General features: G+C 64.1%; 25 protein-coding genes and 1 riboswitch. Of the genes, 15 read left to right on the top strand and 10 right to left on the bottom strand.

Annotated features, from left to right (window positions below; translation table 11 throughout):
- Positions 1 to 11 precede the first annotated feature (11 nt).
- Positions 12 to 1,163: a Ger(x)C family spore germination protein gene (locus tag AACI_RS09695; RefSeq protein WP_012811251.1), complete on the bottom strand. Its 1,152-nt coding sequence runs from the start codon at positions 1,161 to 1,163 to the stop codon at positions 12 to 14.
- The gene (locus tag AACI_RS09690) at positions 1,160 to 2,827 is read right to left on the bottom strand and encodes a spore germination protein (protein WP_041707491.1); all 1,668 of its coding nucleotides are present in this window, start codon (positions 2,825 to 2,827) and stop codon (positions 1,160 to 1,162) included. The genes AACI_RS09695 and AACI_RS09690 overlap by 4 nt, the downstream gene beginning before the upstream one ends.
- Positions 2,828 to 2,945: 118 nt before the next feature.
- Between AACI_RS09690 and AACI_RS09685 the strand changes: the two genes are divergently transcribed.
- The 4 genes from AACI_RS09685 to AACI_RS09670 all read left to right on the top strand — a co-directional run bounded on the left by AACI_RS09685 (position 2,946) and on the right by AACI_RS09670 (position 5,939).
- Positions 2,946 to 3,164: a heavy-metal-associated domain-containing protein gene (locus AACI_RS09685; RefSeq protein WP_012811249.1), complete on the top strand. Its 219-nt coding sequence runs from the start codon at positions 2,946 to 2,948 to the stop codon at positions 3,162 to 3,164.
- Positions 3,165 to 3,240: 76 nt separating this feature from the next.
- Positions 3,241 to 4,218 carry an SGNH/GDSL hydrolase family protein gene (locus AACI_RS15615; RefSeq protein WP_012811248.1) on the top strand — a complete coding sequence of 326 codons (978 nt, stop codon included), beginning with the start codon at positions 3,241 to 3,243 and terminating at the stop codon, positions 4,216 to 4,218.
- Between the two features lie 79 nt (positions 4,219 to 4,297).
- Positions 4,298 to 4,696: an aspartate 1-decarboxylase gene (gene panD / locus AACI_RS09675; RefSeq protein ID WP_012811247.1), complete on the top strand. Its 399-nt coding sequence runs from the start codon at positions 4,298 to 4,300 to the stop codon at positions 4,694 to 4,696.
- A gap of 127 nt (positions 4,697 to 4,823) precedes the next feature.
- Positions 4,824 to 5,939 carry an inorganic phosphate transporter gene (locus AACI_RS09670; RefSeq protein WP_012811246.1) on the top strand — a complete coding sequence of 372 codons (1,116 nt, stop codon included), beginning with the start codon at positions 4,824 to 4,826 and terminating at the stop codon, positions 5,937 to 5,939.
- On the opposite strand, the gene AACI_RS09665 is transcribed toward AACI_RS09670, so the two are convergent.
- Positions 5,936 to 6,343, bottom strand: a complete 408-nt coding sequence (locus AACI_RS09665) for a hypothetical protein (protein ID WP_012811245.1) — start codon at positions 6,341 to 6,343, stop codon at positions 5,936 to 5,938. The two genes, AACI_RS09670 and AACI_RS09665, sit on opposite strands and share 4 nt — an antisense overlap.
- Positions 6,344 to 6,510: 167 nt before the next feature.
- Between AACI_RS09665 and metA the strand changes: the two genes are divergently transcribed.
- The 3 genes from metA (at position 6,511) to lgt (ending at position 8,799) form a co-directional block, all read left to right on the top strand.
- On the top strand, positions 6,511 to 7,446 hold the full coding sequence (gene metA / locus AACI_RS09660; protein ID WP_012811244.1) for a homoserine O-acetyltransferase MetA: 936 nt from the start codon (positions 6,511 to 6,513) through the stop codon (positions 7,444 to 7,446).
- Between the two features lie 133 nt (positions 7,447 to 7,579).
- Positions 7,580 to 7,888: an aspartyl-phosphate phosphatase Spo0E family protein gene (locus AACI_RS09655; RefSeq protein ID WP_012811243.1), complete on the top strand. Its 309-nt coding sequence runs from the start codon at positions 7,580 to 7,582 to the stop codon at positions 7,886 to 7,888.
- 89 nt (positions 7,889 to 7,977) lie between these two features.
- Entirely contained in the window at positions 7,978 to 8,799 is an 822-nt protein-coding gene (gene lgt / locus AACI_RS09650) for a prolipoprotein diacylglyceryl transferase (RefSeq protein WP_012811242.1), read from the top strand.
- 60 nt (positions 8,800 to 8,859) lie between these two features.
- Here the strand turns inward: lgt and AACI_RS09645 are convergent, their stop codons facing one another.
- Entirely contained in the window at positions 8,860 to 10,335 is a 1,476-nt protein-coding gene (locus tag AACI_RS09645; RefSeq protein WP_012811241.1) for a Ppx/GppA phosphatase family protein, read from the bottom strand.
- Positions 10,336 to 10,513: 178 nt separating this feature from the next.
- On the opposite strand from AACI_RS09645, the gene AACI_RS09640 reads away from it, so the two are divergent.
- Entirely contained in the window at positions 10,514 to 10,714 is a 201-nt protein-coding gene (locus AACI_RS09640; RefSeq protein WP_008337062.1) for an alpha/beta-type small acid-soluble spore protein, read from the top strand.
- A 53-nt stretch (positions 10,715 to 10,767) separates the two neighbouring features.
- Here the strand turns inward: AACI_RS09640 and AACI_RS09635 are convergent, their stop codons facing one another.
- The 4 genes from AACI_RS09635 to AACI_RS09620 form a co-directional block, all read right to left on the bottom strand.
- Positions 10,768 to 11,436 carry a haloacid dehalogenase type II gene (locus AACI_RS09635; protein WP_012811240.1) on the bottom strand — a complete coding sequence of 223 codons (669 nt, stop codon included), beginning with the start codon at positions 11,434 to 11,436 and terminating at the stop codon, positions 10,768 to 10,770.
- Positions 11,437 to 11,452: 16 nt separating this feature from the next.
- Positions 11,453 to 12,214, bottom strand: a complete 762-nt coding sequence (locus AACI_RS09630) for a 7-carboxy-7-deazaguanine synthase QueE (protein WP_012811239.1) — start codon at positions 12,212 to 12,214, stop codon at positions 11,453 to 11,455.
- Entirely contained in the window at positions 12,211 to 12,678 is a 468-nt protein-coding gene (gene queD / locus AACI_RS09625; protein ID WP_012811238.1) for a 6-carboxytetrahydropterin synthase QueD, read from the bottom strand. Before queD ends, AACI_RS09630 begins: the two co-directional genes overlap by 4 nt.
- Before the next feature lie 124 nt (positions 12,679 to 12,802).
- Positions 12,803 to 13,186: a winged helix-turn-helix transcriptional regulator gene (locus AACI_RS09620; RefSeq protein WP_394295636.1), complete on the bottom strand. Its 384-nt coding sequence runs from the start codon at positions 13,184 to 13,186 to the stop codon at positions 12,803 to 12,805.
- A gap of 120 nt (positions 13,187 to 13,306) precedes the next feature.
- Here AACI_RS09620 and cobT point away from each other — a divergent pair, with 120 nt between their 5' ends.
- Together cobT and AACI_RS09610 are read left to right on the top strand one after the other, a co-directional pair.
- Positions 13,307 to 14,398, top strand: a complete 1,092-nt coding sequence (gene cobT, locus AACI_RS09615; protein ID WP_245530534.1) for a nicotinate-nucleotide--dimethylbenzimidazole phosphoribosyltransferase — start codon at positions 13,307 to 13,309, stop codon at positions 14,396 to 14,398.
- Positions 14,395 to 14,970: a cob(I)yrinic acid a,c-diamide adenosyltransferase gene (locus AACI_RS09610; RefSeq protein ID WP_012811236.1), complete on the top strand. Its 576-nt coding sequence runs from the start codon at positions 14,395 to 14,397 to the stop codon at positions 14,968 to 14,970. The genes cobT and AACI_RS09610 overlap by 4 nt, the downstream gene beginning before the upstream one ends.
- Positions 14,971 to 15,053: 83 nt before the next feature.
- Here the strand turns inward: AACI_RS09610 and AACI_RS09605 are convergent, their stop codons facing one another.
- Entirely contained in the window at positions 15,054 to 15,590 is a 537-nt protein-coding gene (locus tag AACI_RS09605) for a hypothetical protein (RefSeq protein WP_012811235.1), read from the bottom strand.
- 94 nt (positions 15,591 to 15,684) lie between these two features.
- A riboswitch (cobalamin riboswitch) is annotated at positions 15,685 to 15,886 on the top strand.
- 92 nt (positions 15,887 to 15,978) lie between these two features.
- On the opposite strand from AACI_RS09605, the gene AACI_RS09600 reads away from it, so the two are divergent.
- From AACI_RS09600 to AACI_RS09590, 3 genes are read left to right on the top strand one after another with little or no spacing between them, the layout of a single operon-like run.
- Entirely contained in the window at positions 15,979 to 16,962 is a 984-nt protein-coding gene (locus AACI_RS09600) for an ABC transporter substrate-binding protein (RefSeq protein WP_148213777.1), read from the top strand.
- Positions 16,959 to 17,975, top strand: coding sequence for a FecCD family ABC transporter permease (locus tag AACI_RS09595; RefSeq protein ID WP_012811233.1), 1,017 nt, complete (start codon positions 16,959 to 16,961; stop codon positions 17,973 to 17,975). The genes AACI_RS09600 and AACI_RS09595 overlap by 4 nt, the downstream gene beginning before the upstream one ends.
- Positions 17,972 to 18,745: an ABC transporter ATP-binding protein gene (locus AACI_RS09590; protein WP_012811232.1), complete on the top strand. Its 774-nt coding sequence runs from the start codon at positions 17,972 to 17,974 to the stop codon at positions 18,743 to 18,745. The genes AACI_RS09595 and AACI_RS09590 overlap by 4 nt, the downstream gene beginning before the upstream one ends.
- Here the strand turns inward: AACI_RS09590 and AACI_RS09585 are convergent.
- Complete coding sequence (locus AACI_RS09585) at positions 18,714 to 19,391, bottom strand: TIGR00266 family protein (protein WP_012811231.1); 678 nt, start codon at positions 19,389 to 19,391, stop codon at positions 18,714 to 18,716. The genes AACI_RS09590 and AACI_RS09585 overlap by 32 nt on opposite strands.
- 209 nt (positions 19,392 to 19,600) lie before the next feature.
- On the opposite strand from AACI_RS09585, the gene AACI_RS09580 reads away from it, so the two are divergent.
- The gene (locus tag AACI_RS09580; protein WP_012811230.1) at positions 19,601 to 20,080 is read left to right on the top strand and encodes a MarR family winged helix-turn-helix transcriptional regulator; all 480 of its coding nucleotides are present in this window, start codon (positions 19,601 to 19,603) and stop codon (positions 20,078 to 20,080) included.
- Entirely contained in the window at positions 20,077 to 21,696 is a 1,620-nt protein-coding gene (locus AACI_RS09575; RefSeq protein ID WP_041707489.1) for an MDR family MFS transporter, read from the top strand. Before AACI_RS09580 ends, AACI_RS09575 begins: the two co-directional genes overlap by 4 nt.
- The last annotated feature ends 64 nt before the right edge of the window (positions 21,697 to 21,760 follow it).

Below are 21,760 nucleotides of genomic sequence, written 5' to 3'. Positions count from 1 at the left end.
TCCTGCTTGCTTCAGAGAAGATTGCCCTCGCGCGAGATGCGGCAGGTCACGGTCACGTGGATGCGCGCGCGACCGAACGCGTCTCCCCAGTGATCTCGAATCTCGTAGATGCGCTCGGGGTGACGGATCAGGTAACGATAGCCAAATCCGATGGTGTCGGCCTGGACGGATTGAAGCGCGCGAAGGACTCGCACACAGTTGTCTCGCAGATACCGCTCCACGACGTCCTCATATCGCTCCACCTCCCGATTCGTGAGCGGGCGCTGCGCCATGGTCTCCGTGGAGTTCAGATTGGCGCGAATGTGGATGTCGTCGCACAACACCATGCCCTGCGGCGTCGGAATTTCGCGGAGATGGATCCGCGTGCGGACGACGCGGATGTCGAACGACCGATCCCCGTCGGGGATGGAGATGGAAATGGCGCGAACCTGACCTGTGAGAAAGTTGTAAAATACGGTATCGTCCGGCGTGAGCCATCCGACCGGCTGATAGCCAAAATACAGCTCCGTGCCTTCGATTCGGAGGCTGTCATCCGCCGCTTCCACGAGTGGGACGTGTGGCTCCCGGCCGATGAGCTCAGCGTCCCTCCAAAATTGCCACAATTTTTCCGGTGCCGAATAACCTCGCTGGGGCATGTCGTTGTACCACATCGCTTCAATGGTGGTCGCCGGAGGCGCGTTGGTCCTCGCCTCCAGGACGGACCGCGCCGAATCTCGGGTCGCCACGACGTACGCGAGCTTGTCGATGGTCTCGTCTCGCATCAATTGTTCCGTGACGCGGGTGAGATCCCGCTCGCTCAGGCCCGTCTGGAACACGACCGCCTCCAGATTGCCGAGAAAAAACGCCTTGTCGTACATCGTCTGGGCGCGGGAGATGGCGGATTGCACCGAGGTCGCCTCGACGTAAAAGTTCTTGTAGGGAACGGCCTCGCCCCCCTGGCGCCCGCCGGTGCCAAGACCTGGGCTCTGCGACGTTGTGACTTCCAGATTGGGAACCTGAAGCGTGAAGGCCAGCATGTCCGGCTTGTCCGGCACCGGATCCACGCCGATGCCGATGATCTGCGAGCGGTCGTTGATCTTCTGGTAGTCGCCGCATCCGCTCGCAAGGAAGAGGAGCGCAGCCGCCTGCGCGGCGAGCAGCCAGCGCGCGCGCCGGATCGTCATAGGTCCAACCGCTTCCTCTTGCGCCAGTTCGCTTTCTGGCGGCGCGCGTCATGTTGTGGCCTCTTGCCACCAGGTTCCCACTTCTCGAGCTGCGGGTTGGGCATGGGCACCATCAGATCCGTCTCGCCCGTGGTATCCACGGGATGCAGGTGTTCGGGGCGCCTGTCCAGTACCGTGATGGGAAGCCGCACAAGTCCGTCGAGGAACACGTCCTTGACGTGATCGCCTCCCAGTGGATCGACATACGGGATGCCAAACGAATAGAGATTGCAGATCTCAAACAAGGTCCAGATGGTGGCAAGAACGACGCCGTAGAACCCGAGCAGCGTGGCCGCGACAATCATAACCCATCCGCCGAGGCGCGACATCACGGTGAACTCATAGCTCGGCGTCACGAACACGGAGACCGCGGACAGCGCCACCACGATGAGGAGCACATTGGAGACGATGCCGGCCTGGACGATGGCTTCGCCCACGACCAGACCGCCGACGATGCTAATGGCCTGCCCCATTTGCCTCGGCATGCGCAGCGTGGCCTCGCGCAGGATCTCGACAACGAGTTGCATGATGATGACCTCCATCACGGCTGGGAACGGCACGCCCTGCCGCGACTGGGCGATTTGCAGCGCCATCGTCTTCGGCAGAAGGTCCGGGCTGTAGTCGACAAACGCGATGTACAGCGCCGGAAGCCAGACGGCGAGGATGAACGCGATCACGCGGAGGACCCGCATGAACGTCGCTTCCCACCAGGTGTGCATGTAGTCCTCGACGGTCTGGAAGAAGTCCTGGAACGTCGCCGGCGCCAGAAGCACGGTCGGATCGCCGTCCACGACAATGGCCACCTTGCCCTGGTTGAGTTCCATGCACGTCCCATCCACGCGGGAGGTCATGCGCACGAGGCTGAACAAGGACCACGGGTGATCCACGATGCGCTGCTCCACCGCCGCGGAGCCGTTGATGATGTCGGTGTGGATGGCCTCGAGCCGCTTGGACACGGTCTCCACGAGAATGGGATTCGCGATGTCGCGCACGTACACCATGGCCACGACGCGGTGCGAGCGCACGCCAATGGACCAGCGCTTGATGACCAGCGTGTCCGTGGACATGTACTGGCGGATCATGCCGAGATTGATGTCGATGTTCTCCACGAAGGCGACCTGCGATCCGCGGGTCGACGTCTCCAGGATGGGCTGGTCGGGCGCGCGGTGTTCCACCGCCTTCGCGCTGATGACGATGGCGGGAGGGTGGCCGTCGAGCAGCATCACCAGCTTCCCCGCCGAAATGGCCTCCTTCAGCTCGAAGGTGCTCGCCATGAACATGGTCTCCGATCCCGTCAGCACGCGCTCCACGAGGTACTGCGGCAGTGGGCGCGGCGTGCGGCGCGGGAAGCGGTGGCGGTGAATGGCCCGCAGCGTGTCCTCGACCGCGCGCTTGTCGCAGATGCTGGTGTAAAAGAGGAGCGCGCCCGACACCTTGCCAATTTCGAAGATCCGCACGACGAAGTCGTCGCTCTGTCCGACCGTGCTTCGGAAGTATTTCAGTGCGTCATCCAGCTTGCCAGTGTAGGTCGGCATATCGCGCTGGTTCGGAATCCGCGGGCGATACCGGCCGCGGACGGGGTTCGTGAATCCGAACCGCTCGGTAAACGACTTGAACCAGTGCATGGACTTCCCTCCCCTGGCCTCGACCTCTATTCTCTTCCAAATTCAACCTCATCATGCAGGCATAACGCAAGAACCGTCGATTCAAGCTAAGGGCGAAGGCAAGGGAGGAGGCGGAAAGATGACCTTGTCAACGCTGACGCTTCGCGACGCCACGTGTCCCCTGTGCGCGAACAAGGTCTCCGTGGCGCTGCATGCGGTGGAAGGCGTGCGCCACTTCGACGTGGATCTGGCCGATCAGATTGCGGTTGTGACGTTCGACGACGACGTCGTGGGCCGGGACCACATCTGCCGGATCATCGACCGGGCGCATTGCGACGATCACGGCCCCGTGATGTGAAGTTTTGAACGCATTTCAACGAACGTGTGGTATCACGGAGGAGAGCGAGGGATGATGCAGAGAGGGTGAGGCCGACATGAGGCGAAGGCAGGCCATCCTTCCGGTCGCCAGGCGCGCTCACGCGTGGCGTCGGCGGCTCGGATGGGTCGCTTCGGGCGCGCTTTTGGCCGTGGGCGGATGGTGCGTGGGGTGGCTGCAGAGCCGGGACACGAGCGTGCTCGCGGCCGACGGCACGGCCGCCTTGTCGGCTCGGTTGACGACGGAGAAGGTGATGGTCGTCGGCGGATCCATGGCGCACGGGTGGAAGGATCCTCACGACGACAGCTACCTCCGCCGCGCCTTCGCCGCGCTGTCGGCCTCGACGGACACCACGTACACGTACGACGATCGGACGGTGGTCGGCGGATCGCCGGTGACGCTTGACCGAGACGGCAAGTACCAGGCATGGCTGGAGGAAGATCGGCCTCAGGTGGTCGTCCTCTCGTGGGGGCTTCTCAACGATATCTACGACAAGACGCCGTTGGAGGCGTTTCGGCAAGCCATCGCGGACGAAATCGAGGAAGCGCTCGCGCAGCACGCGGTGGTGCTCGTGGTCACTTCACCGGTCACCAAAGCCACCGCGACGTACAATCACGCCGAGGACGAGGCGTACATGCAGGTGGAGAGCGACGTCGTCGCCTCGTTTGACAACCCGGACGTCTACTATCTCGACTTGAACCGCGACATGACGCTGTATATGGAAGCTCATCATCAAACGTGGACAATGTACTATGGGGACGCCTGGCATCCGAATGAGGCCGGGCACGTTCTCGCGGGGCGACTGTTGTTCGACGAACTCGTGTCCACGTTCGGCATGGGCCCCATCGCGTGGCAGCCGACGGGATCGCCCAACCCCGGGAACGCCACGGGGAACGCCACGGGGAACGCCACGGGGAACGCCACGGGGAACGCCACGGGGAACGCCACGGGGAACGCCACGGGGAACGCCACGGGGAACGCCACGGGGAACGCCACGGGGGCGGGCGGCGCAAACGCTTCCCGGCCAGTCGCTTGAGGGGCCCGACACAACGGCCGGCATGCGGATGTGCCCTTCTCGCGTATGCTGAAGCGACCATGTGCGAGGAGGGTGTCCCGTGCTGCGGCAGATGTGCAAAGGCAAGCTCCACCGCGTTCGCGTCACGCAGGCGGATCTCAACTACGTGGGCAGCATCACGCTCGATCCCGTCCTCATGCGGGCCGCGCGCATTCGCCCGTACGAGATGGTGCAGATCACCAACCTGGAAAACGGCGTTCTGTGGTCGACGTACGCCATTCCCGGAGATGAGGGATCCGGCATCGTCTGCCTCAACGGTCCGCCGGCGCGCCACTTTCAGCCAGGCGATCGCGTCATCGTCTTGTCGCTCGCGTGGGTGGACGAGGCGGAATGGGAGACCTTCAGGGCGGCCGTGGTCCTGGTGGACGACGACAACCGCATCACGTCCATCGTGACGACCAAACCTGCGGACGATTGGCAGGACGATCTCGGCGGGTGAGCCGCCGAGATCGCCCGCTGCCCATTGCATAAGCAAAACCGTTCTGATACACTAATTCCGACTTAATAATAATGATTACTATGTTTTAGGCGCCGGCGAGCGGCGAGTGTGGAAAGAGGGATGCGGGATGGTCTTAGCGGCTTGGCTGGTCGCCATGTTTTTCGCAGCCAATATCGGGGCGAGCGGTACAGCGGCCTCCATGGGCGCCGCGTACGGTGCCGGGGCGGTTCGCCGGAAGTGGATGGCGCTCTTTCTCGTCTCCGTGTTCGCGTTCCTCGGGGCGACCCTGGGAGGCGGCAGGGTGGTTTCCACCATCTCGAACGGGATTGTCCCGTCGCGGCTCGTGACGGTCGAAATCACGCTCATCGTCCTGGCCGCCGCGTGCGCGACGCTGTTTATCTCCAACGTCGTCGGCGTGCCGCTGTCGACGAGCGAGGTGACGGTCGGAGCCGTGGTGGGGGCGGGACTCGCGGTCGGGCACGTGCACACAGGCCGGTTGGCGTTCATCGTGTCCATGTGGCTCGTGGTCCCCTTCCTGTCGATGGTGCTTTCGTATCTGCTCGGCCTCATCGCGCGCAGGCTCGACCCGTGGGTCGGCAAGCGCGGGCGCGCGGTGGCAGCCGCGCTGCACGTGGTTCTTCTCGCCTCTGGATGCTACGAGGCGTTCTCTGCCGGTATGCACAACGTCGCCAACGCGGTCGGACCCCTCGTCGCGTCCCACGTGTTGACCGTGCACGCCGGCCTGTACTGGGGTGCGCTGTTTGTCGCCCTGGGCGCGTTTGCGCTTGGCGGGCGCGTGCTCGAGACCAATGCTAAGCGGATCACCAATCTGTCTGTGCTTCAAGGCATTGTGGTCTCGGTCACCAGCGCGAGCTTGGTCCTGGCTGCCGCGCTCGGCGGCATCCCTGTGCCCCAGGTTCAGGCGACGACGCTCGCCATCTTCGGCGTCGGTCAATCGCACATCGGACTCGATGTGTGGCGCCAGAAGGTGGTTCGGACCATCCTCAAGACGTGGCTGGTTTCGCCGCTCGTCGCGATGCTCGCGAGCTATCTCGTCATTGAGGCGGTGGTGATGGGCTCGTACGTCCCGCTCGTCGTTTCAATTGGATCCGTCGTGGTCGCCTTGTTGTACTGGAGCATGCGGCCTCAGCCGGCGCTCCGAGCGGCACGCGCGGAAAAGCCGGCGTGGACGGCGGCGCCTGTTCGAAAGGGCCAGGCGGCGGATCGCCACGATATCGTCTAGGAGACGGCCGTCGCGCGTAAGCCGCCTACAAAGGCCATTCCGCTCGACACCGCGATGGGCAGGAGGAGCAGCCACGCGATGTGAGCAGGGATATTGCCAATCAAGAAAATGCCCATGGAAATGCCCATGAACACCTCCATCATGAGCTCGGACATTTCGAGGAGCGAGCGCGGACGAAGTGCGATCACGCCCGCCAGACAGCCCACCGCGGCCGCCGAAGTCCCCCCGAGCGCCTTGCTCCGGCAGGCGAGTTCCACGGCGAGCTGCACAGCGAAGGTCAGCCGCATCAGGTGAGCGGGCGAGAAGCTCCATCCCGCGAGCGGGCCTCGTCCAAGTCGCCGGGCGCTTTGGAACACAGCGAAGCCCTCCATCCAGAGGACGCACATCACCACCGCGAACAACACCGGACATCCCCCCCTGCGCTATGATAGGATATGATGGCGTGTTTCGCCCGAGACCCCTCGCTTTGCTGCCGTCGAGGCCTGTGCTACACTGATGGCGTTGCGTTCGTGGGTGCGTGTCGCCATACACGCCGAGGACAGCGCGAAGACGCGGAAAGGTGGGGGTCAGCATGCCCATCAAGGTGCCGGACGATCTGCCCGCGAAAGAAATTCTCGCCGCCGAGCAGATCTTTGTCATGGGCTATCAGCGGGCGTTCACGCAGGACATCCGTCCTCTCAAAATCTTGATCCTCAACCTCATGCCGAAAAAAGAGGTCACCGAGACGCAGCTTCTTCGCCTGCTTGGAAACTCGCCTCTGCAGGTGGAGGTCACGCTCCTGCGCATGCGCTCCCACGTGGCGAAAAATACGCCGGCTGAGCACCTGGAGATGTTTTATCAGACGTTTGATGAGGTGTCCGAGCAGGCGTTTGACGGCATGATCATCACGGGCGCTCCCGTTGAGCACCTTCCCTTTGAAGAAGTGACGTACTGGGACGAGTTGTGCGAGATCCTGGACTGGACGCGATCGGCGGTGACGTCCACCTTGCACATCTGTTGGGCGGCGCAGGCGGGCCTGTACAGGCACTACGGCATTCCGAAGCGGCCGCTTGCGGAGAAGTGTTTCGGGGTGTTCGAGCACACGGTCGATTTACGCTGCGACCTGACGCGCGGATTCGACGATCGCTTTCTGGCGCCGCATTCCCGCCATACGGACGTCGCCATCGAAGACGTCGCGCGCGTGCCCGAACTGCAAATTTTGTCCACGTCGTCCGAGGCGGGCCTGTATCTCGCCGCGACACCGGACGCGAGCCAGATTTTTGTGACCGGCCACCCCGAGTATGACGCGACGACGCTCGCGGAGGAGTACGAGCGGGACGTCCAGCGCGGAATGGAGATCCAGCTACCCAAGAACTATTTCCCAGGCGATGATCCCACCCAAGCGCCGCTCAATCGCTGGCGAGCCCACGCCAACCTGCTGTTCGCGAACTGGTTGAACTACTGCGTGTATCAGGTGACACCGTACGATCTCAGCGGCCGCGTCCGCAAGCGCCAGGCTCAAGCGTGACGGTTCGACAGGTCCTCATGCAGATCGACAAAATCGCCACGATTTTGTCTACATTCCTCCGCGATCGCGTCCGACGGACGTCGTATAATGGTGAGCGTTGGTGCTTGGCTGTCGTTTGGGGTAGGGGGATAGTATGTCAGAAAAAGGACAGACGACGGACCTCATTGAACATCTGCGAAAAAAGATGATGGAGCGCGCCGCCGAGGCCCGCAGCCTGCAGGACAGCGAAGTCATTCGCCTCAGCCAACTGTTGGATCTTCATCTCGTCGCGCTGATGCGCCCTCGTCCTGCCGGGGAAGCGCACACCGCGCAAAGGCCGGGGCATTGCGATCTGCCGCCCGCGTCGGGTGAAGGGCGTAGGCTGGATGCTTCGCGCATTCGCCTGCACCGGAGGCGCTTTCAGGTCATCGGCCGGGCGCTTGACACCACCGGGTGGTCGTAGGGCGCGCCGTTGACGCGCTGGCCATGAACCGGTAGGCTGTCTACAGAGTCCATTGGACAGATGTTCGTGGCAAAGGATGTGCAGCGGCTGTGCACTCGTACTGGTTCTTCATTGGCTCCTTCCCGGTTCGCTCATACAGCACGATTTTTGCGCTCGCGTTTCTGCTCGGCCTCGGTGTGACCCTTTATCTCGCGAAAATCCGAGGCAATCCTGGAGATGCGGACCACTGGTGGGGGCTCGCGCCCTGGCTTCTCGTGGGCGGCATTGTGGGTGCCCGGTTTTGGCAGGTCTTCTTTTTCGACTGGGGCTACTACTCTGCGCATCCCGGGCAGATTGTCCAGGTGTGGAACGGCGGCCTGTCCATTCAGGGTGGGATTGCGGGCGCGCTGGTGGCGGCCATCTGGTATCTGCGCAGGCATCGCTTGAGTTTCCTGCATTTCGCGGACATTGCCACGCCGGGGATCCTCTTGGGACAGAGCATCGGGCGGGATGCCGACTTTATGAACGGCAGTGCGTTTGGCGCGCCGACACACAAGGGCTTCGGCGAGGTGTATCCGCCGGGCACGCTCGCGTACGAGACCTACGGAAGCCAGCCCCTGTGGCCCGCGGTGACGTGGGAGGGCATGGTGGACGTCGCCCTGTTCGCGCTGTTGTTCGTGATCTTGCAGCGCAAAAAGGGCTGGCCGCTCGGCTTTCCATTTGCCTACTATCTCGTGGCCTACAACGTGTGTCGTTTCTTTTTGGAGATGCTGCGTGGAGACTCGCCCCGCGGCGCCTTTGGCTGGGATGCCGCACAGTGGACGGCGCTCGTATCGGTCGCCGTGGGGCTGGCGCTTTTGATTTGGGTGTTTCTCAAGGAGAAGCGAAAGACGCCGCTCGGCGTCCACGACAAGATGGGCGAGGGCGAATGAAAAGGGCGGAGCACCTGTCGTCAGGCGCTCCGCCTTTGCGTTTTTGCTGCGCGCGGCCGCTCAGCGAGCGGAACTGAGGGCCGCGGAGCCCGATTCGCGAAAGCTGCACGTGATCTGAAGCGCCTTGCGAATGTCGTCCGCCACCTTTGCGTCCGCCGTGTCCTCCGCGATGTCTTGAATCCTGCGGCCGGTTTCAATCTGGATCTCGCCGCCTTTGACCCTCGACACCTCGTGCGGCTCGACGCCCAACTCCAGCGCGAGCCACCTCGAGAGGCGGAGCAAAAGCGACAATTTCTTGGCGCGCGGGTCTCGGTGATCGAAGCGGACGACCTGAGCCACGAGCTGCCACTCGGCGGGTCTGAGTCCGTACAGGTCCGAGTGAAGCACCAGATACGCGGCGTGATCGCGCCATCGCTCGGGGTGGACAAACGCGCCCGCGCCTTCGAGCTGAGCCGCGGTCCACAGGACCAGCCTGTCGCTCGCGTCGAGGTTGAGCCGCTGAGACAGCTCCGCGCCGAGCCGCATGGCCATGTCGGCGACAGCGCCCGCTGCGGCGCGATCGATCCGAAAGTGGCGCTGGAAATTCCGGACGCTGAACTCGAGCACCGACGGTACCACCGGATCGGCAGACCCGAGCATTCGTTCGAACAACAGCCCTTCTCGAATGCCGCATCGGCTGACGAAGAGCGAGGGGGGCTTCAGGGTCCGAACGAACGTGGCCAATACGGCGAGTCCCGTGGTGATGATCTCCGCCCGGTGCTTTGCAATGCCCTTCATTTTGCGCCGCTTGTTGACGCTCATTTGCTGAAGCTGTTTAAGTTTAACCTCGACGTACGAGGCCGGCAGCTCAAAGCCGTGCAGCCGCGGCGTCTTCCGGTGCGTCTCCGCCAGAAACAGCTTCGCCAAGGCGCGCGCCGTCCCGCCGAGCCCAATGAGCGGAAGCAGTTCGCCTTCCTGCACCCACGCATGCTCTGCGAGCGCCTCCGCTGCCCGGTCGCTCGCCATTCTCACGCACGCCTGCTCCCCGTATCTGCCGAACATCTCGCGGAGGTTGAGCGCCCCGTAAGGCAGGCTCGCCGCCCGTATCAGCGCGCGGTCCCGCATGAGGGCGATTTCGCTCGACGCTCCACCGATATCGAAAATGACGGCATTTTGAATCGGCATGGTGTTGACCACGCCGAGAAACCCATACCGGGCCTCCTCTTCGCCCGTGAGAATGCGAAAACGCAGGCCAGTGTCCTGTTCGATCTTCCGCCTCACGTCGTCGCCGTTCTCCGCCTGGCGAAGCGCCGCAGTCGCAACCGGCATCCATTCGTCGACGTCGTGCAGCGCGCCTTGCCGCACGAACTGGCGCAGACAGGCGATGGCGCGTTCCACGCTTGCGTCGGTCAACCGGCGGTTGCCCGTCATGCCCTCGGCCAGTCGGACGTTCTGCTTCACTTCATACACGGGGCGATACGATTCCCCGTCGATCTCGAAAATGGACATTCGGCACGAGTTCGATCCGAGATCGACGATGGCCACGCGATTCGACATCGATTCTTCTCACATCCACAGCTTGGCGATTTGACTTCATTTCAATCCAATGTACAGCCTCTTCGAGGCAATCGCAACGCCAGCCGAGTCAACATTTGGCGCGCCGCGCGGAGCATACGGTCGAATGGCCCGGTCACACTACAGGTGTCATCACCACCACATAAGGAGGGAATGCAAGATGGCAAACAACTCGGGTAGCAATCGCACGCTCGTTCCGCAGGCTTCGAAGGCGCTGGATCAGATGAAGTACGAGATCGCGACGGAGTTCGGGGTCAACCTTGGCCCGGACACCACCTCCCGCCAGAACGGCTCGGTGGGTGGCGAGATCACGAAGCGCCTCGTGGCGTACGCGGAGCAAAGCCTCGCGGGCCGCGCGTAAACAGGCGGCGAACGAGAACGAGCTGCCAACGGGATGTCCGTTGGCAGCTCGCTTCATGGTGTCCGGATGGACGAGAGGAGATGGGGGAGCTCGGCCATCGACCGAATGACCGCGTGCGGCGCGCGCCCATAGGGCAGTGCGCGGCCGTCGGTTCGGTTGAGGTGACAGGCGCGAAATCCGAAGTGTTCCGCGGCGGCGGCGTCCCAGTCGTTGCTCGACACGAACACGACGTCCCGCTTCTCCGCTTTAAGGACCTGAAGCGCATGTTGGTAAGCGCGGCGCGCGGGTTTGTAGGTCCGAACGGGATCCACGCTCACGACGTGATCGAACGCAAACAGGAGGCCGTGCCGGGACAGGGCCGCCTGGAGCGCGCGCAGCGTGCCGTTCGACAGGATGGCGAGTTGCTCGCCGCGAAGCCGATTGAGGCCTTCCGCGACGTCGGGGAACAGAGGCAGGTGGTCCTGCGCGCGGGCGATTCGCTCCAGGGTCTCTGGTTCGAAGCGCCCCTGCAAGACGTGCGCCACCGCGTCGCGCGTCACGCGGTCGAAGTCGCGGTAGGCTTCGGTGAGGGCCGCATGCCACGCCAGTTGGAGCTGGACGCCGCGAATTTCCGCCGCGAGCCGGGCGGCTTCATCGACTTCAACGCCTTCTTGGGCCAGGGCCTGTGCCATGCCGCCGTGCCAGTCGAAGAGCGTTCCATATGCGTCAAACAGGATGAGCACGATCCGGCCTCCTTCTTTACACCCCGCGCGCGTTCGGATCCCAGATGACCTTGTGCAGCTGCAGGCTCAGCTTCACGTCGCGCAGGCGATGCTTCAGGATGAGCGCCACGAGATCCCGAGGCGGCATGGTCTCCCACACCGGGCTCATCAGGATGGTCGCTCGCGTGGGATGGGCCTCCATGACCTCCAGGGCGCGCGCGAAGTCGCGCTCGTCGGCGATCACAAATTTCACCTCGTCCCGCTCGGACAAGGACGTCAGGTGCTCGCCGATCATGCGGCTCTCTTCTCCGCTCGCGGGCAGCTTGTAGTCGACGATGAACCGCACCACGTCGCGCAGCCGGGCCGAGGCGTCGCGCAACCGGACGTACGGGCGCACGTCGATGGCGCCGTTCGTCTCGACGTGCACGTCCCGAACGGATGGGATGCCCGCGATGGCCTCAATGAGCAACTGCGACTTGTGCCGATGGATCAGGGGCTCGCCGCCCGTGAGGCACACGTTCGGCCAGCCAAACGCCTCGACCTGCTCGGCGATCTCCCGAAGCGTCGCATGAAAGGCCGGGCGCTCCGGCGCATAGCTGTACGGCGTGTCGCACCACGTGCAGCGCAGATTGCAGTGGAACACCCGCACGAAGGTGGTGGGGAAGCCCGCCCGCGTTCCCTCGCCCTCGACGGTTTCAAAGATCTCGACCATGGGCAGCGAGATCTGGCCGGGATCGCCGCGCTTCGCCTCTTCGTAGGCTTCCTCCCACGGCGCGCGCACGAAAGCGTCACCGCTCACGACATCCACGCCCGTTCGAGCGACGCCCGGCTCGTCGGTGTCTCGTACAGCTCGAGCCGCTCGAGCCGCACGTCGCGATCTCGTCCGTACGCCTCAAGCGCACGCTCCAACTCTTCCCATATCCAGACGATCATGTTCTCCGCCGTCGTGTTCATCGGCGGCAGGACCTCATTCAGGTATTGGTGATCCAGTCGGCGCTTGATCACCTCGTCGAACAGGCGCTTCAAATCGCCGAAGTCCACGACAATGCCGATGTCGTTCACGCGCCCGCTCACGGTGATCACGAGCTTGTACGTGTGGCCGTGAAGATTGGCGCACTTCCCGTCGTAGGCGTGAAGGTGATGGGCCGCGTCAAACGTGAATTCCTTCGTCACGGCCACCCGGCGGTCGTGATATTTCAACTGTGATCGGTCGATGTCGGAGCCGAGCACCTGCAGGCGGCTCGGGATTCCATACGCGCTCACGCGTCTCACTCCTCGCAGAACTCCTGCCATCTTCGCCGACGCCAGGTTTCGCTCACACGACAGAGGCTGTCCCATGGGCGGATGCCCTGGCGACAGCCTGCGCGAAAACCTCGTCTTGTATGCTCTACAGTGCGCGATCTCGCGATGAACACTTGTATCGGCGCTGATATTCATCGCAATCCGAGTCGGTGACCCACTCGTCGCCCCACTTCTGGACAGCTTCCATGACCGGGCGAAGCGCCTCGCCCTTCGGCGTCAACTCGTACACAATCCGCACGGGCGTCTCTGCGTACACCCGCCGAACGACCAGGCCGGCTCGCTCGAGCTCTTTGAATCGCTCGGCCAACATGCGGTCGCTCATGTTGGGAATCATATCCGAGATATCTTTAAAGCGCTTGGGTCCCTCGAGCAAGACGCGAATGATAAGCCCGGTCCAGCGCTTGCCGAGCAACGCAAACGCCCATTCGAATCGGGGGCAAATCTGCTCATGGTTGCCCATGACGATCATCTCCCTAAGCTATTCTACCACAACTCCGACGAAACTCACACGCCATCTGTCGATTTCGCGCCGCACCATTGCGCATCCCGGTCCGTTCTGGTACATCGGAGGAAGACATCAAGCGGAGGAGTGGAGAGCTTGGCGCAAACAGACCTCCATCTGCCCTCGCCGCGCCACGTCGATCCGTCTTGGCGGGCGAAGCTTCAGGCGCGGCTCGACGCGCTCGCGAAACCTACCGGCAGCCTCGGCTCCCTCGAACCCGTGCTTTGCGACATCGCGGCCATCCAAACCACGGAGCATCCGCGCGTCCGCCGCCCGTTCTTTCTGCTCTTCGCGGGCGATCACGGCGTCGCCAAGGACCGCCCCATCTCTCGCTACGGCCAACACGTGACCGAGGAGATGGTGAACCACATCGCCTCCGGCCGCAGCGTATCCACCGTATTGGCGAGATCGTTCGGGGTCCCTTGGCGCGTCTACGACGTCGGCATGGTGTCCACGCCCAGCCATCCGGACGTTCGGCGGTGCAAGGTGGCCGCGGGCACCCGCGACTTCACGCGCGGGCCGGCCATGACGCTCGACGAGTGCGCGGCGGCGATTCGGATTGGCATGCAGGCCGTGCGCGACGCACGCGAGGACGGCGCGGATCTCGTGATCCTCGGCGAGATGGGCATCGGCAACACGACCGCGGCCAGCGCGCTCTCCGCCTGGCTCCTCGGCGTCGATGTCGATCTCGTCGTCGGGACGGGCACGGGCATTCACGAGCAGGCGCTCGCCGAGAAGCGTCTGGTGGTGCGCACCGCCCTCAGCGTGTGGCGCGATCGCGCACCGTCGTTCCCGCAGGGAGACGCGCGCTGGCTGGCAGGGCTCGCGCACCTGGGCGGCCTGGAACTGGCGTCCATCTGCGGTGCCGTGCTCGAGGCCGCCGCCATCGGGCTGCCGGTCCTTCTGGACGGCGTGCTCGTCGGCGCCTGCGCCCTCTGGGCGGAACGCACGCGGCCGGGCGTCCGCGACTACCTGATTGCGGGCCATCTGTCGCCCGAACCCGCGCACGCGCTGTTGCTTGGCGAGCTCCGCAAACGCCCGCTCCTCGATCTCGGCCTTCGCGTGGGCGAGGGATCGGGCGCGCTCATGGCGTGGCCCATCCTGAGGGCTGGGCTCGACGTGCTCGAGGGCACCGCCATCTTTTCGGAACGAGCAAGGTCAGGGAGGGATGTGGAATGAGGTTGTACACGCGCGGGGGCGATCGCGGCACCACCGCCCTCATCGGCGGCGAGCGCAGGCACAAGGGCGACAGGCGCATCGAAGCGTACGGGGCGGTGGACGAGGCGTGCGCGGCGCTTGGGCTCGCCACGAGTCTGATGCAGGATGAGCGGCTGTCGGACATGCGCCGTCTCGCCGTCTGGTTGCAGCAGCGCTTGTGGGACGTGGGCGCGGATTTGGCGGCGCCGCCTTCCGCGAAGGATTACGTGCCCAAGGTGGGCGCGTCGTGGGCGGATGACCTTGAACCCCTCATCGACAAGTATCAGGAAGAGGGGCCACCGCTCACCCAATTTGTGCTCCGCCAGGGAAGCCCCGCAGGGGCGGCGCTCCATTTGGCGTGCACGGTCGTTCGGCGCGCAGAGCGCGAGGCGTGGCGCCTCGCCGCGGAAGAACCCGTGCCGGAAGCGGCTCTGCGCTTTCTGAACCGCTTGTCGGATTTGTTGTTTGTCATGGCCCGAGCGGCAAACGCGCGCGCGGGCGTGGACGAGATCGCGTACGAGCACAGCCCCGTCGTCTTTCGCGACGGCAAGTGACGGTCAAGCGGCGCGAGGCGCGAACTTTGCCGGCGAGCGTTGAGGCTCAGGCTGGTTCCGCCCGGGGCCTCTTATGCATGGAGTCAATGCGCCAGCTGGAACTCGCGCTGCCAGCCGCCGTCCATGAGCCAGGCGTAAAGCGGCGCGGACCTCAGGTACCACGTGTGCGATCCTTCGGTGAACGTCACGACGTCTGGCACGTGCTGAATGAACTTGGACAGCGGTTCGCCCCGGCCTGAGAAATAGGTGATCGGCACGAGCGTGGCGGTCGCGCCGGACGCGAGTTGGAGAAACACCTCGGGAGGACCCACATTGGCATTCACGACGATGGGCGGGCCCGGAAGCTTCGGGATGTTCACCTGCACGGGGCGGGCCTGCCTCATCCATTCCGCGATTTCCGCCTCGACTTGGGCGGGGTGGATGGGCTCATACCCGAGTCCCGCCAGGCCTGCGGTGATGGACACGTTGCGCATGTCCTGCACCGTAGGAATCGGCGGGTGGGACGAAGATGGGCTCACGCTCGCTCGGAGGGGGCCCGAGCCTAGAGCGCCGTCAGCCGCAGCCGCGACAGGGAGACTTGCCGCGAGGCAGATGGCAAGCGACGCAATCTTTCCCCACATGCGCATGACCTCCTTCTTTCCTATAGACGTCTGTCAACCGCGTCTTGTGACACGCGCGCCGTTTGACAAGCCATCCGCCCGCATCTACGATGGAAGTCGATCCAGGTCGCTGGGTGCTTCGCGCGGCAACGCGGCGAAGAGAATAGGGAAGCCGGTGAGAATCCGGCGCGGTCCCGCCACTGTGAACAGGAAAGCGGGCTCTGTCGAGCCAGCCGCGACGCCACTGCCGTCTTGGTGGGAAGGCGCGCGGACGAAGACCTGTGAGCCAGGAGACCTGCCCAGCGACACGCGGGCGCCCTTCGAGGAAAGGCGCGTGCACGCGCGCGGGCATTCCGTCCGCCATTTCTTCGAATGGGACCGCTCCACGTACAGATTGGGGGGTCCACACGTGTTGAAACATGGGATGTTCAAAGGAACCGCGTTGGCTGCGGCGCTTGCGCTCAGCGCCATGGTCTCAGGTTGCGGCACGCCGCACGCCACGCAAAACAGCCTCACCTCCAACTCGAGCGCAGCCTCAGCCATTTCGTACCCCATGACCGTGAAGGACGACATGGGGAACACGGTCACCCTGAAACACCAGCCGATGCGCATCGTGTCCGGTTCGGAGGGCACGGACGAGATCCTCGTCTCGCTCGTCCCCAGATCTCGCATCGCGCTCGTGACGACCATGGCGTCCAATCCCGAGTACTCGAATGTGGTCGCCCAGGTCAAGGGCATTCCCGCTTGGAGCGGGGACGACCCGGAACAGGCGCTGGCCGTCCATCCCGATCTCGTCCTCGAGGCGGGCTACGTCACGAAGAGCGTGCTCGATCAACTCCATCAAGCCGGCGTCCCCATGTACGCGTTCAGCCTGAATGACTTCAACTCCATCGCCGACATCGAGAAGAACATCCTGACCGTCGGCCGGCTCGTCGGCGAGCCCGCCAAGGCCAACGCGCTCGTCGCCAACATGAAGCAGGACATCACGCAAATCGAAGGCGCGGTTCAAGGCCAACCGCGGCCGACCGTCCTCGACTACGGCTCGTATGGCTATGCGGCCGGTCGCGACACGACCGTCGACGACATCATCCGCGACGCGGGCGGCGTGAACGTGGCGCACATGTTGAACGGGTGGCAGAAGATCACGGACGAGCAGATCGTGAAGTGGAACCCGGACGTGATCATCGACTCGTCCGACGACGCGGCCTTCCTGAAGAAACTTGCCTCGGATCCGGCGCTGCAGTCGGTCACCGCGGTGCGCGAGCATCACCTGTACGCCATCAACAGCGCCGATCTTTCCTCGGTGTCGCAGTATGTCGTCCGCGCCGTGTACGACGTCGCGAAGGTGCTGCACCCCACCGCGCACCTGAAGGCGCCGAAGGTGATGGCATGACTAGGCGCCGCGCCTGGGCCTTTGGGGCGCTCGCATGTGCGCTTCTCGCCTCGGCCGCGCTCGAGATCGGCATCGGGCCCGTCTCCATCCCCTTTTGGCAGATTCCGGCCGACACGTGGGCGTACTTCGCAGGCCATCGCGGCCTTGATGCGGTGGTCGTGGGCGCGATTCGCTGGCCTCGGCTCGTCGTGGCCGTGTTGGCGGGATCCGCGCTCGCGCTCTCAGGGGCTGTGCTTCAGGCCATCCTGCGCAACCCCATGGCGGACCCGGGCGTCATCGGCGTGTCGAGCGGCGGCGCGCTCGGGGCCGTGATCGCCGTCGCGACGGGGCTTTCTGCGCGCTATCAAGCGGCCACGCCCGCTCTGGCCTTCGCCTTCGGACTGGCGGTGGCCGCTGGGATCTACCGGCTTGCGACGCGGGCCCAGCGCACCGATATGTATCGGCTGCTCCTCGCGGGCGTCGCCCTGAGTTCGCTGTGCAGCGCCGTCATCACGGCCATCCTCGACCTATCTCCGCTCGAGGAAATGCAGCAGATGATGTTCTGGCTGTTCGGCGGCCTGGACGGATCGAACTGGACGGAGGCCGCGATGCTCGCGGCGGTCAACGCAATCGCGTTGACCGTCTTTTTGCGGCTCGCCTTTGCGTACGACATCCTCACGACGGGCGAGGAGCACGCGGAGGCGGTGGGCGTGGACGTGGAGCGAATCAAGCGCGCCTCCCTCGCCATCGCCGCGCTCATCGTGAGCGTGGCCGTGAGCACCACAGGCGTCATCTCGTTCGTCGGCCTCATCGTGCCGCACATCCTGCGGCGCCTCATGGGCGCGAATCACCGCCCGCTCCTCGCCGCGTCCGCGATGGGCGGCGCGGTGCTTCTCACGCTGTCCGATCTCGTCGGCCGGACCGCGGTTCAGCCCGCCGAGTTGAACGTCGGCATCGTGACGTCGTGCCTCGGCGTGCCCTTTTTTCTCTATCTGTTGTACCGACAGCGGCGTGGAAGGGACGCGGGCCTATGATCCAGATCCATCACCTCCACTACCATCCCATTCTGCGGGACATCTGCGCCGAATTCGCGCCAGGCGAGATGGTGGGCCTGGTGGGCCCAAACGGCGCAGGGAAGACCACGCTCCTGCGCACGATGGCAGGCGTGCTTCGCCCGACGGGCGGCATGGTTCAGGTTATGGGCGAGCCCGTTCACGCGCGCGAACCCCGCTGGCGCGCTCGCCGCGTGGCGTATCTTCCGCAGTTTCTCGCGGACGACATCCCCTTTACCGTGCGCGAGTTCGTCGAGATGGGTCGATACAGCCACGCGCCGCGAGGTGTGCTGGACAGGGCAGACGCGGCCGCGGTGGACGAGGCGCTCGCTGTGATGGGGCTAAGGGGGTACGAAGACACGCCGCTCGCGCATCTCTCTGGGGGCGAGCGACAGCGGGCGGCCATCGCGCGCTGTCTGGCTCAGGGAGCGCCCATTTTGCTCCTGGACGAGCCCATCGCGAGCCTCGACATCCATTATCAGCTCGACATCCTGGCCAGGCTTCGCGCCCTCGCGGCGGAAGGCCGCCTGGTCATCATCGCCCTTCACCATTTGGAGCTCGCCCTCTCTCACTGTCACCGCACGGTCTGCCTGCACCGCGGTCGGTTGGTCGCCGACGGATCGCCCGACGAGGTGTTTACGCCTGCGCTTCTGCGCGCCGTCTTTCGCGTCGATGCGCGTCCGTTTCGCGATCCGCACACGGGCGCCCTGCGCCTCAGCGTCAGCGCGGCGATCCCCAGTACTCCTGAATGATGTGGATCAGGTTGTGCACGGTGACCGAGTGCAGCCACACGCGCCCCGGCCCCGTCAGCTCCACCAGGAACAGCCCGTCTCCCGAAAACAGCATGTTGGCGACGCCCTGCATGAGCTGGACGCGGTAGTCGATCCCGTCCGTGAACGCCGCGATGTGGCCGGGATGAACGAGGAGGCTCTCGCCCCGGGCGAGATCGCGCTCGACGATCTCGCCGTCAATCGAAAGAAACGCCATCCCGTCCCCGGCCAGGTGGGTCAGCGCCAGGCCGTTGCCGCCGAGAAACCGGCCGATGTTGAGCGTGACCTCCACGCCGTAGTCCACTGTCGATTCCGCGCAGAGAAAGCTGTGCCGCTCTGCGATCACGCGGCCGTATTGGCGCAGCGGCAGCGCGAGGATATGCCCGGGCATGCGCGTGGTGAACTGCACCACCGATTCGCCTCGCGCTGCGCGGTAGTACGTGAGGAACACGCTGTTGCCGCTCAGCGCTCGCCGAAACATCCCGGCGAGGCCGCCCGGCGCCCGCGTCTCCATGTACGTGCCCGGCGTCATCGCGAGCAGGCACCCCGCCTCCGAAAACACGCTTTCTCCCGGTTCGAGCCGAACCTCCAGGGTCTGCATGGTCGTGCCGTGAATGCGGTAGTCCATCGGCCCAATCCTCCCATCCTCACGCGCAAGGGCACGTCGCGCGATTCCGTTTGGGCGATCGTATCACAAGCGGGACGCGTCGCGTGTCCGATCGCGTCGACTTGACGCGATCGCGAGACATTTATACAATGTAAATGTTAAACGGTAGAAAGATTAGCTGATTATAATGATTTGGCGATTTGAACGATTGAACATCAGGAGGATCGCGGATGAGAGGGGACATGGATGCGCTGACCCAGCGGTTTGCACAGTCGCTCGGGGTGCTGGCGCAGGAGTTCGGCCCGCATTTGCTGAACCGTCTGCACACGGGCCTCACCGCGGGTCAGTTTTTCACCATGCAGATGATCCGGCGCGAAGGGCGGCTCAAGGTGTCGCAGCTCGCGGAACGCTTGGAGGTGACGCCGAGCGCCATCACCGTGATGATCGACCGCCTCGAGCATCATGGCTACGTCTCGCGGGTCCGGGACGAGGAGGACAGGCGGGTGGTCGTGATTGAACTGACGGAGGCCGGGCGCGCCAAGCTCGCCGAGGTGGAGCGGGCGTGGTTCGAAATGATGCGGCAGATGGTGTCGCGGATCGAACCTGGGGCGTTTAAGCAGTGCGTCTCGGCGCTCGAGACGATGGTCGCTGCGGCGAAACAACTGCGCATGGAATCGTACGGGGAAGAGACTCCTCGTCAGGAGGTATGAACTTGAGCGCTTCGTATGAGGTGCAGAGGACGAATCAGATCACCGGGTCGCGCAAGTGGTGGGCGTTTGCCACCGTGCTCGTGACCATGTTCTTCTCGTCGCTGGATCAGACCGTCGTGTCCACGGCCATGCCGACGGTCATCAGTGATTTGCACGGGCTGAACCTGTACACGTGGGTGTTCACTGCGTACATGATCACGTCGTCCATCACGGTGCCCATCTACGGAAAGCTGTCGGACGTGTTTGGGCGTAAGCCGTTTTATTTGTTCGGGCTTGTGATGTTCGGCATCGGATCCGCCATCTCGGGCCAGGCCCACAGCATGTTGGAACTCGTCTGGGCCCGCGCGGTGCAAGGCGTCGGCGCCGGGGCCATGATGAGCATGCCGCGGGCAACCATCGGCGACATCTTTTCGCCGAAGGAGCGCGCGCGTTGGATGGGCGTGATGATGGCCGTGTTTGGGCTCTCGAGCATTGTCGGGCCGGCCATCGGGGGGTTCATTACAGATGACTGGTCTTGGCGATGGGTGTTTTACGTCAACCTGCCGTTTGTCGTCGTCGCCATCGTCGGCGTCGTGTTCGCGCTGCCCACGGTTCGGACGAAGGATCAGGTCAAGGTCGACTGGCAGGGGGCGGCGCTCCTCACCGTCGGCCTCGTGCCCATCCTGCTCGCGCTCACCTGGGCGGGGAGCAAGTACGCGTGGGGCTCGTTTGAAATCGTCGGTATGCTGGCGGGCGGCGCGCTGGTCCTGGTGGCGTTCGTCGTCTGGGAGATGCGCGCGCCGGATCCGCTCGTTGCGCCGTGGTTGTTTCGCAACCGGGTGTTCACGACGTCGCTCGTGCTGCAGCTGCTCGTGGGCATGGCGATGTTCGGAAGCCTCATGTACCTGCCCATCTTCGTGCAGGGCGTGATTGGGCTGAACGCGCAGAACAGCGGTTGGGTCATGACGCCGATGATGGGCGGGTTCATGGTCGGCAGCATGGTTTCGGGGCAGGTGATGTCGAAGACGGGCCGGTACCGCCATGTGGCGTGGATCTCGGGTGCCGTGATCGTCGTGGGTTCGGTTCTGTTGAATCGGGTCGACGTTCACACGTCGTGGCCGACCATCATGGTGGACATGGTCGTCCTGGGCCTTGGCATCGGCGCCTTGATGCCGCTCATGAACATGGCGGTGCAAAACGCGTTTCCGTACCGCGTGATGGGGACGGTGAACGCGAGCCAGCAGTTCGTGAGTTCGCTCGGCGGCGTCATTGCGTCGCCCGTGTTCGGAACGGTGCTGAACCACGCGTTCTCGCGCAAGCTTGGTGAACTGCTGCCGCCTTCCCTGTCGGCGATGAGATCGAAGATGGGATCGCTCAACCCGCAGGCGCTCCTCACGTCGCAGGCGCAGAAGGCCATTGCCGCCGAGTTCGACCGGCTCGGCCCGGCTGGGCAGGCGCTGTACCACCAGCTCATGCAGGCGGTCAAGCTGTCGTTGACGTACGGGATCCAGCAGCTGTTTTTGGTCGGGTTGGTCTTTTCCGCGCTCACGTTCATCGGCACGTTCTTCCTGCCGGAAGTGAAACTGAAGGGCGAGGAGTATTTTCGCAGCGAAGAGACAGAGAAACACGCGGGATAAGCCGCGGCAAACGAAGCCGCTCGAAGGGCTCAAGGAGGGGCCTTCGAGCGGTTCTTTTTTTGTA

Origin of the sequence: Alicyclobacillus acidocaldarius subsp. acidocaldarius DSM 446, from assembly GCF_000024285.1 — a bacterium.
GTDB classification, from domain to species: domain Bacteria; phylum Bacillota; class Bacilli; order Alicyclobacillales; family Alicyclobacillaceae; genus Alicyclobacillus; species Alicyclobacillus acidocaldarius.
This window is presented reverse-complemented; position numbering and strand designations above follow the sequence as displayed.

Coding starts and splice junctions, on each gene's coding strand:
- AACI_RS09695 (WP_012811251.1), bottom strand. CDS start 1,163: ATGACGATCCGGCGCGCGCGCTGGCTGCTCGCCGCGCAGGCGGCTGCG.
- AACI_RS09690 (WP_041707491.1), bottom strand. CDS start 2,827: ATGCACTGGTTCAAGTCGTTTACCGAGCGGTTCGGATTCACGAACCCC.
- AACI_RS09685 (WP_012811249.1), top strand. CDS start 2,946: ATGACCTTGTCAACGCTGACGCTTCGCGACGCCACGTGTCCCCTGTGC.
- AACI_RS15615 (WP_012811248.1), top strand. CDS start 3,241: ATGAGGCGAAGGCAGGCCATCCTTCCGGTCGCCAGGCGCGCTCACGCG.
- AACI_RS09670 (WP_012811246.1), top strand. CDS start 4,824: ATGGTCTTAGCGGCTTGGCTGGTCGCCATGTTTTTCGCAGCCAATATC.
- metA (WP_012811244.1), top strand. CDS start 6,511: ATGCCCATCAAGGTGCCGGACGATCTGCCCGCGAAAGAAATTCTCGCC.
- AACI_RS09655 (WP_012811243.1), top strand. CDS start 7,580: ATGTCAGAAAAAGGACAGACGACGGACCTCATTGAACATCTGCGAAAA.
- AACI_RS09645 (WP_012811241.1), bottom strand. CDS start 10,335: ATGTCGAATCGCGTGGCCATCGTCGATCTCGGATCGAACTCGTGCCGA.
- AACI_RS09640 (WP_008337062.1), top strand. CDS start 10,514: ATGGCAAACAACTCGGGTAGCAATCGCACGCTCGTTCCGCAGGCTTCG.
- AACI_RS09620 (WP_394295636.1), bottom strand. CDS start 13,186: ATGATCGTCATGGGCAACCATGAGCAGATTTGCCCCCGATTCGAATGG.
- AACI_RS09610 (WP_012811236.1), top strand. CDS start 14,395: ATGAGGTTGTACACGCGCGGGGGCGATCGCGGCACCACCGCCCTCATC.
- AACI_RS09605 (WP_012811235.1), bottom strand. CDS start 15,590: ATGTGGGGAAAGATTGCGTCGCTTGCCATCTGCCTCGCGGCAAGTCTC.
- AACI_RS09595 (WP_012811233.1), top strand. CDS start 16,959: ATGACTAGGCGCCGCGCCTGGGCCTTTGGGGCGCTCGCATGTGCGCTT.
- AACI_RS09590 (WP_012811232.1), top strand. CDS start 17,972: ATGATCCAGATCCATCACCTCCACTACCATCCCATTCTGCGGGACATC.
- AACI_RS09585 (WP_012811231.1), bottom strand. CDS start 19,391: ATGGACTACCGCATTCACGGCACGACCATGCAGACCCTGGAGGTTCGG.
- AACI_RS09580 (WP_012811230.1), top strand. CDS start 19,601: ATGAGAGGGGACATGGATGCGCTGACCCAGCGGTTTGCACAGTCGCTC.
- AACI_RS09575 (WP_041707489.1), top strand. CDS start 20,077: ATGAACTTGAGCGCTTCGTATGAGGTGCAGAGGACGAATCAGATCACC.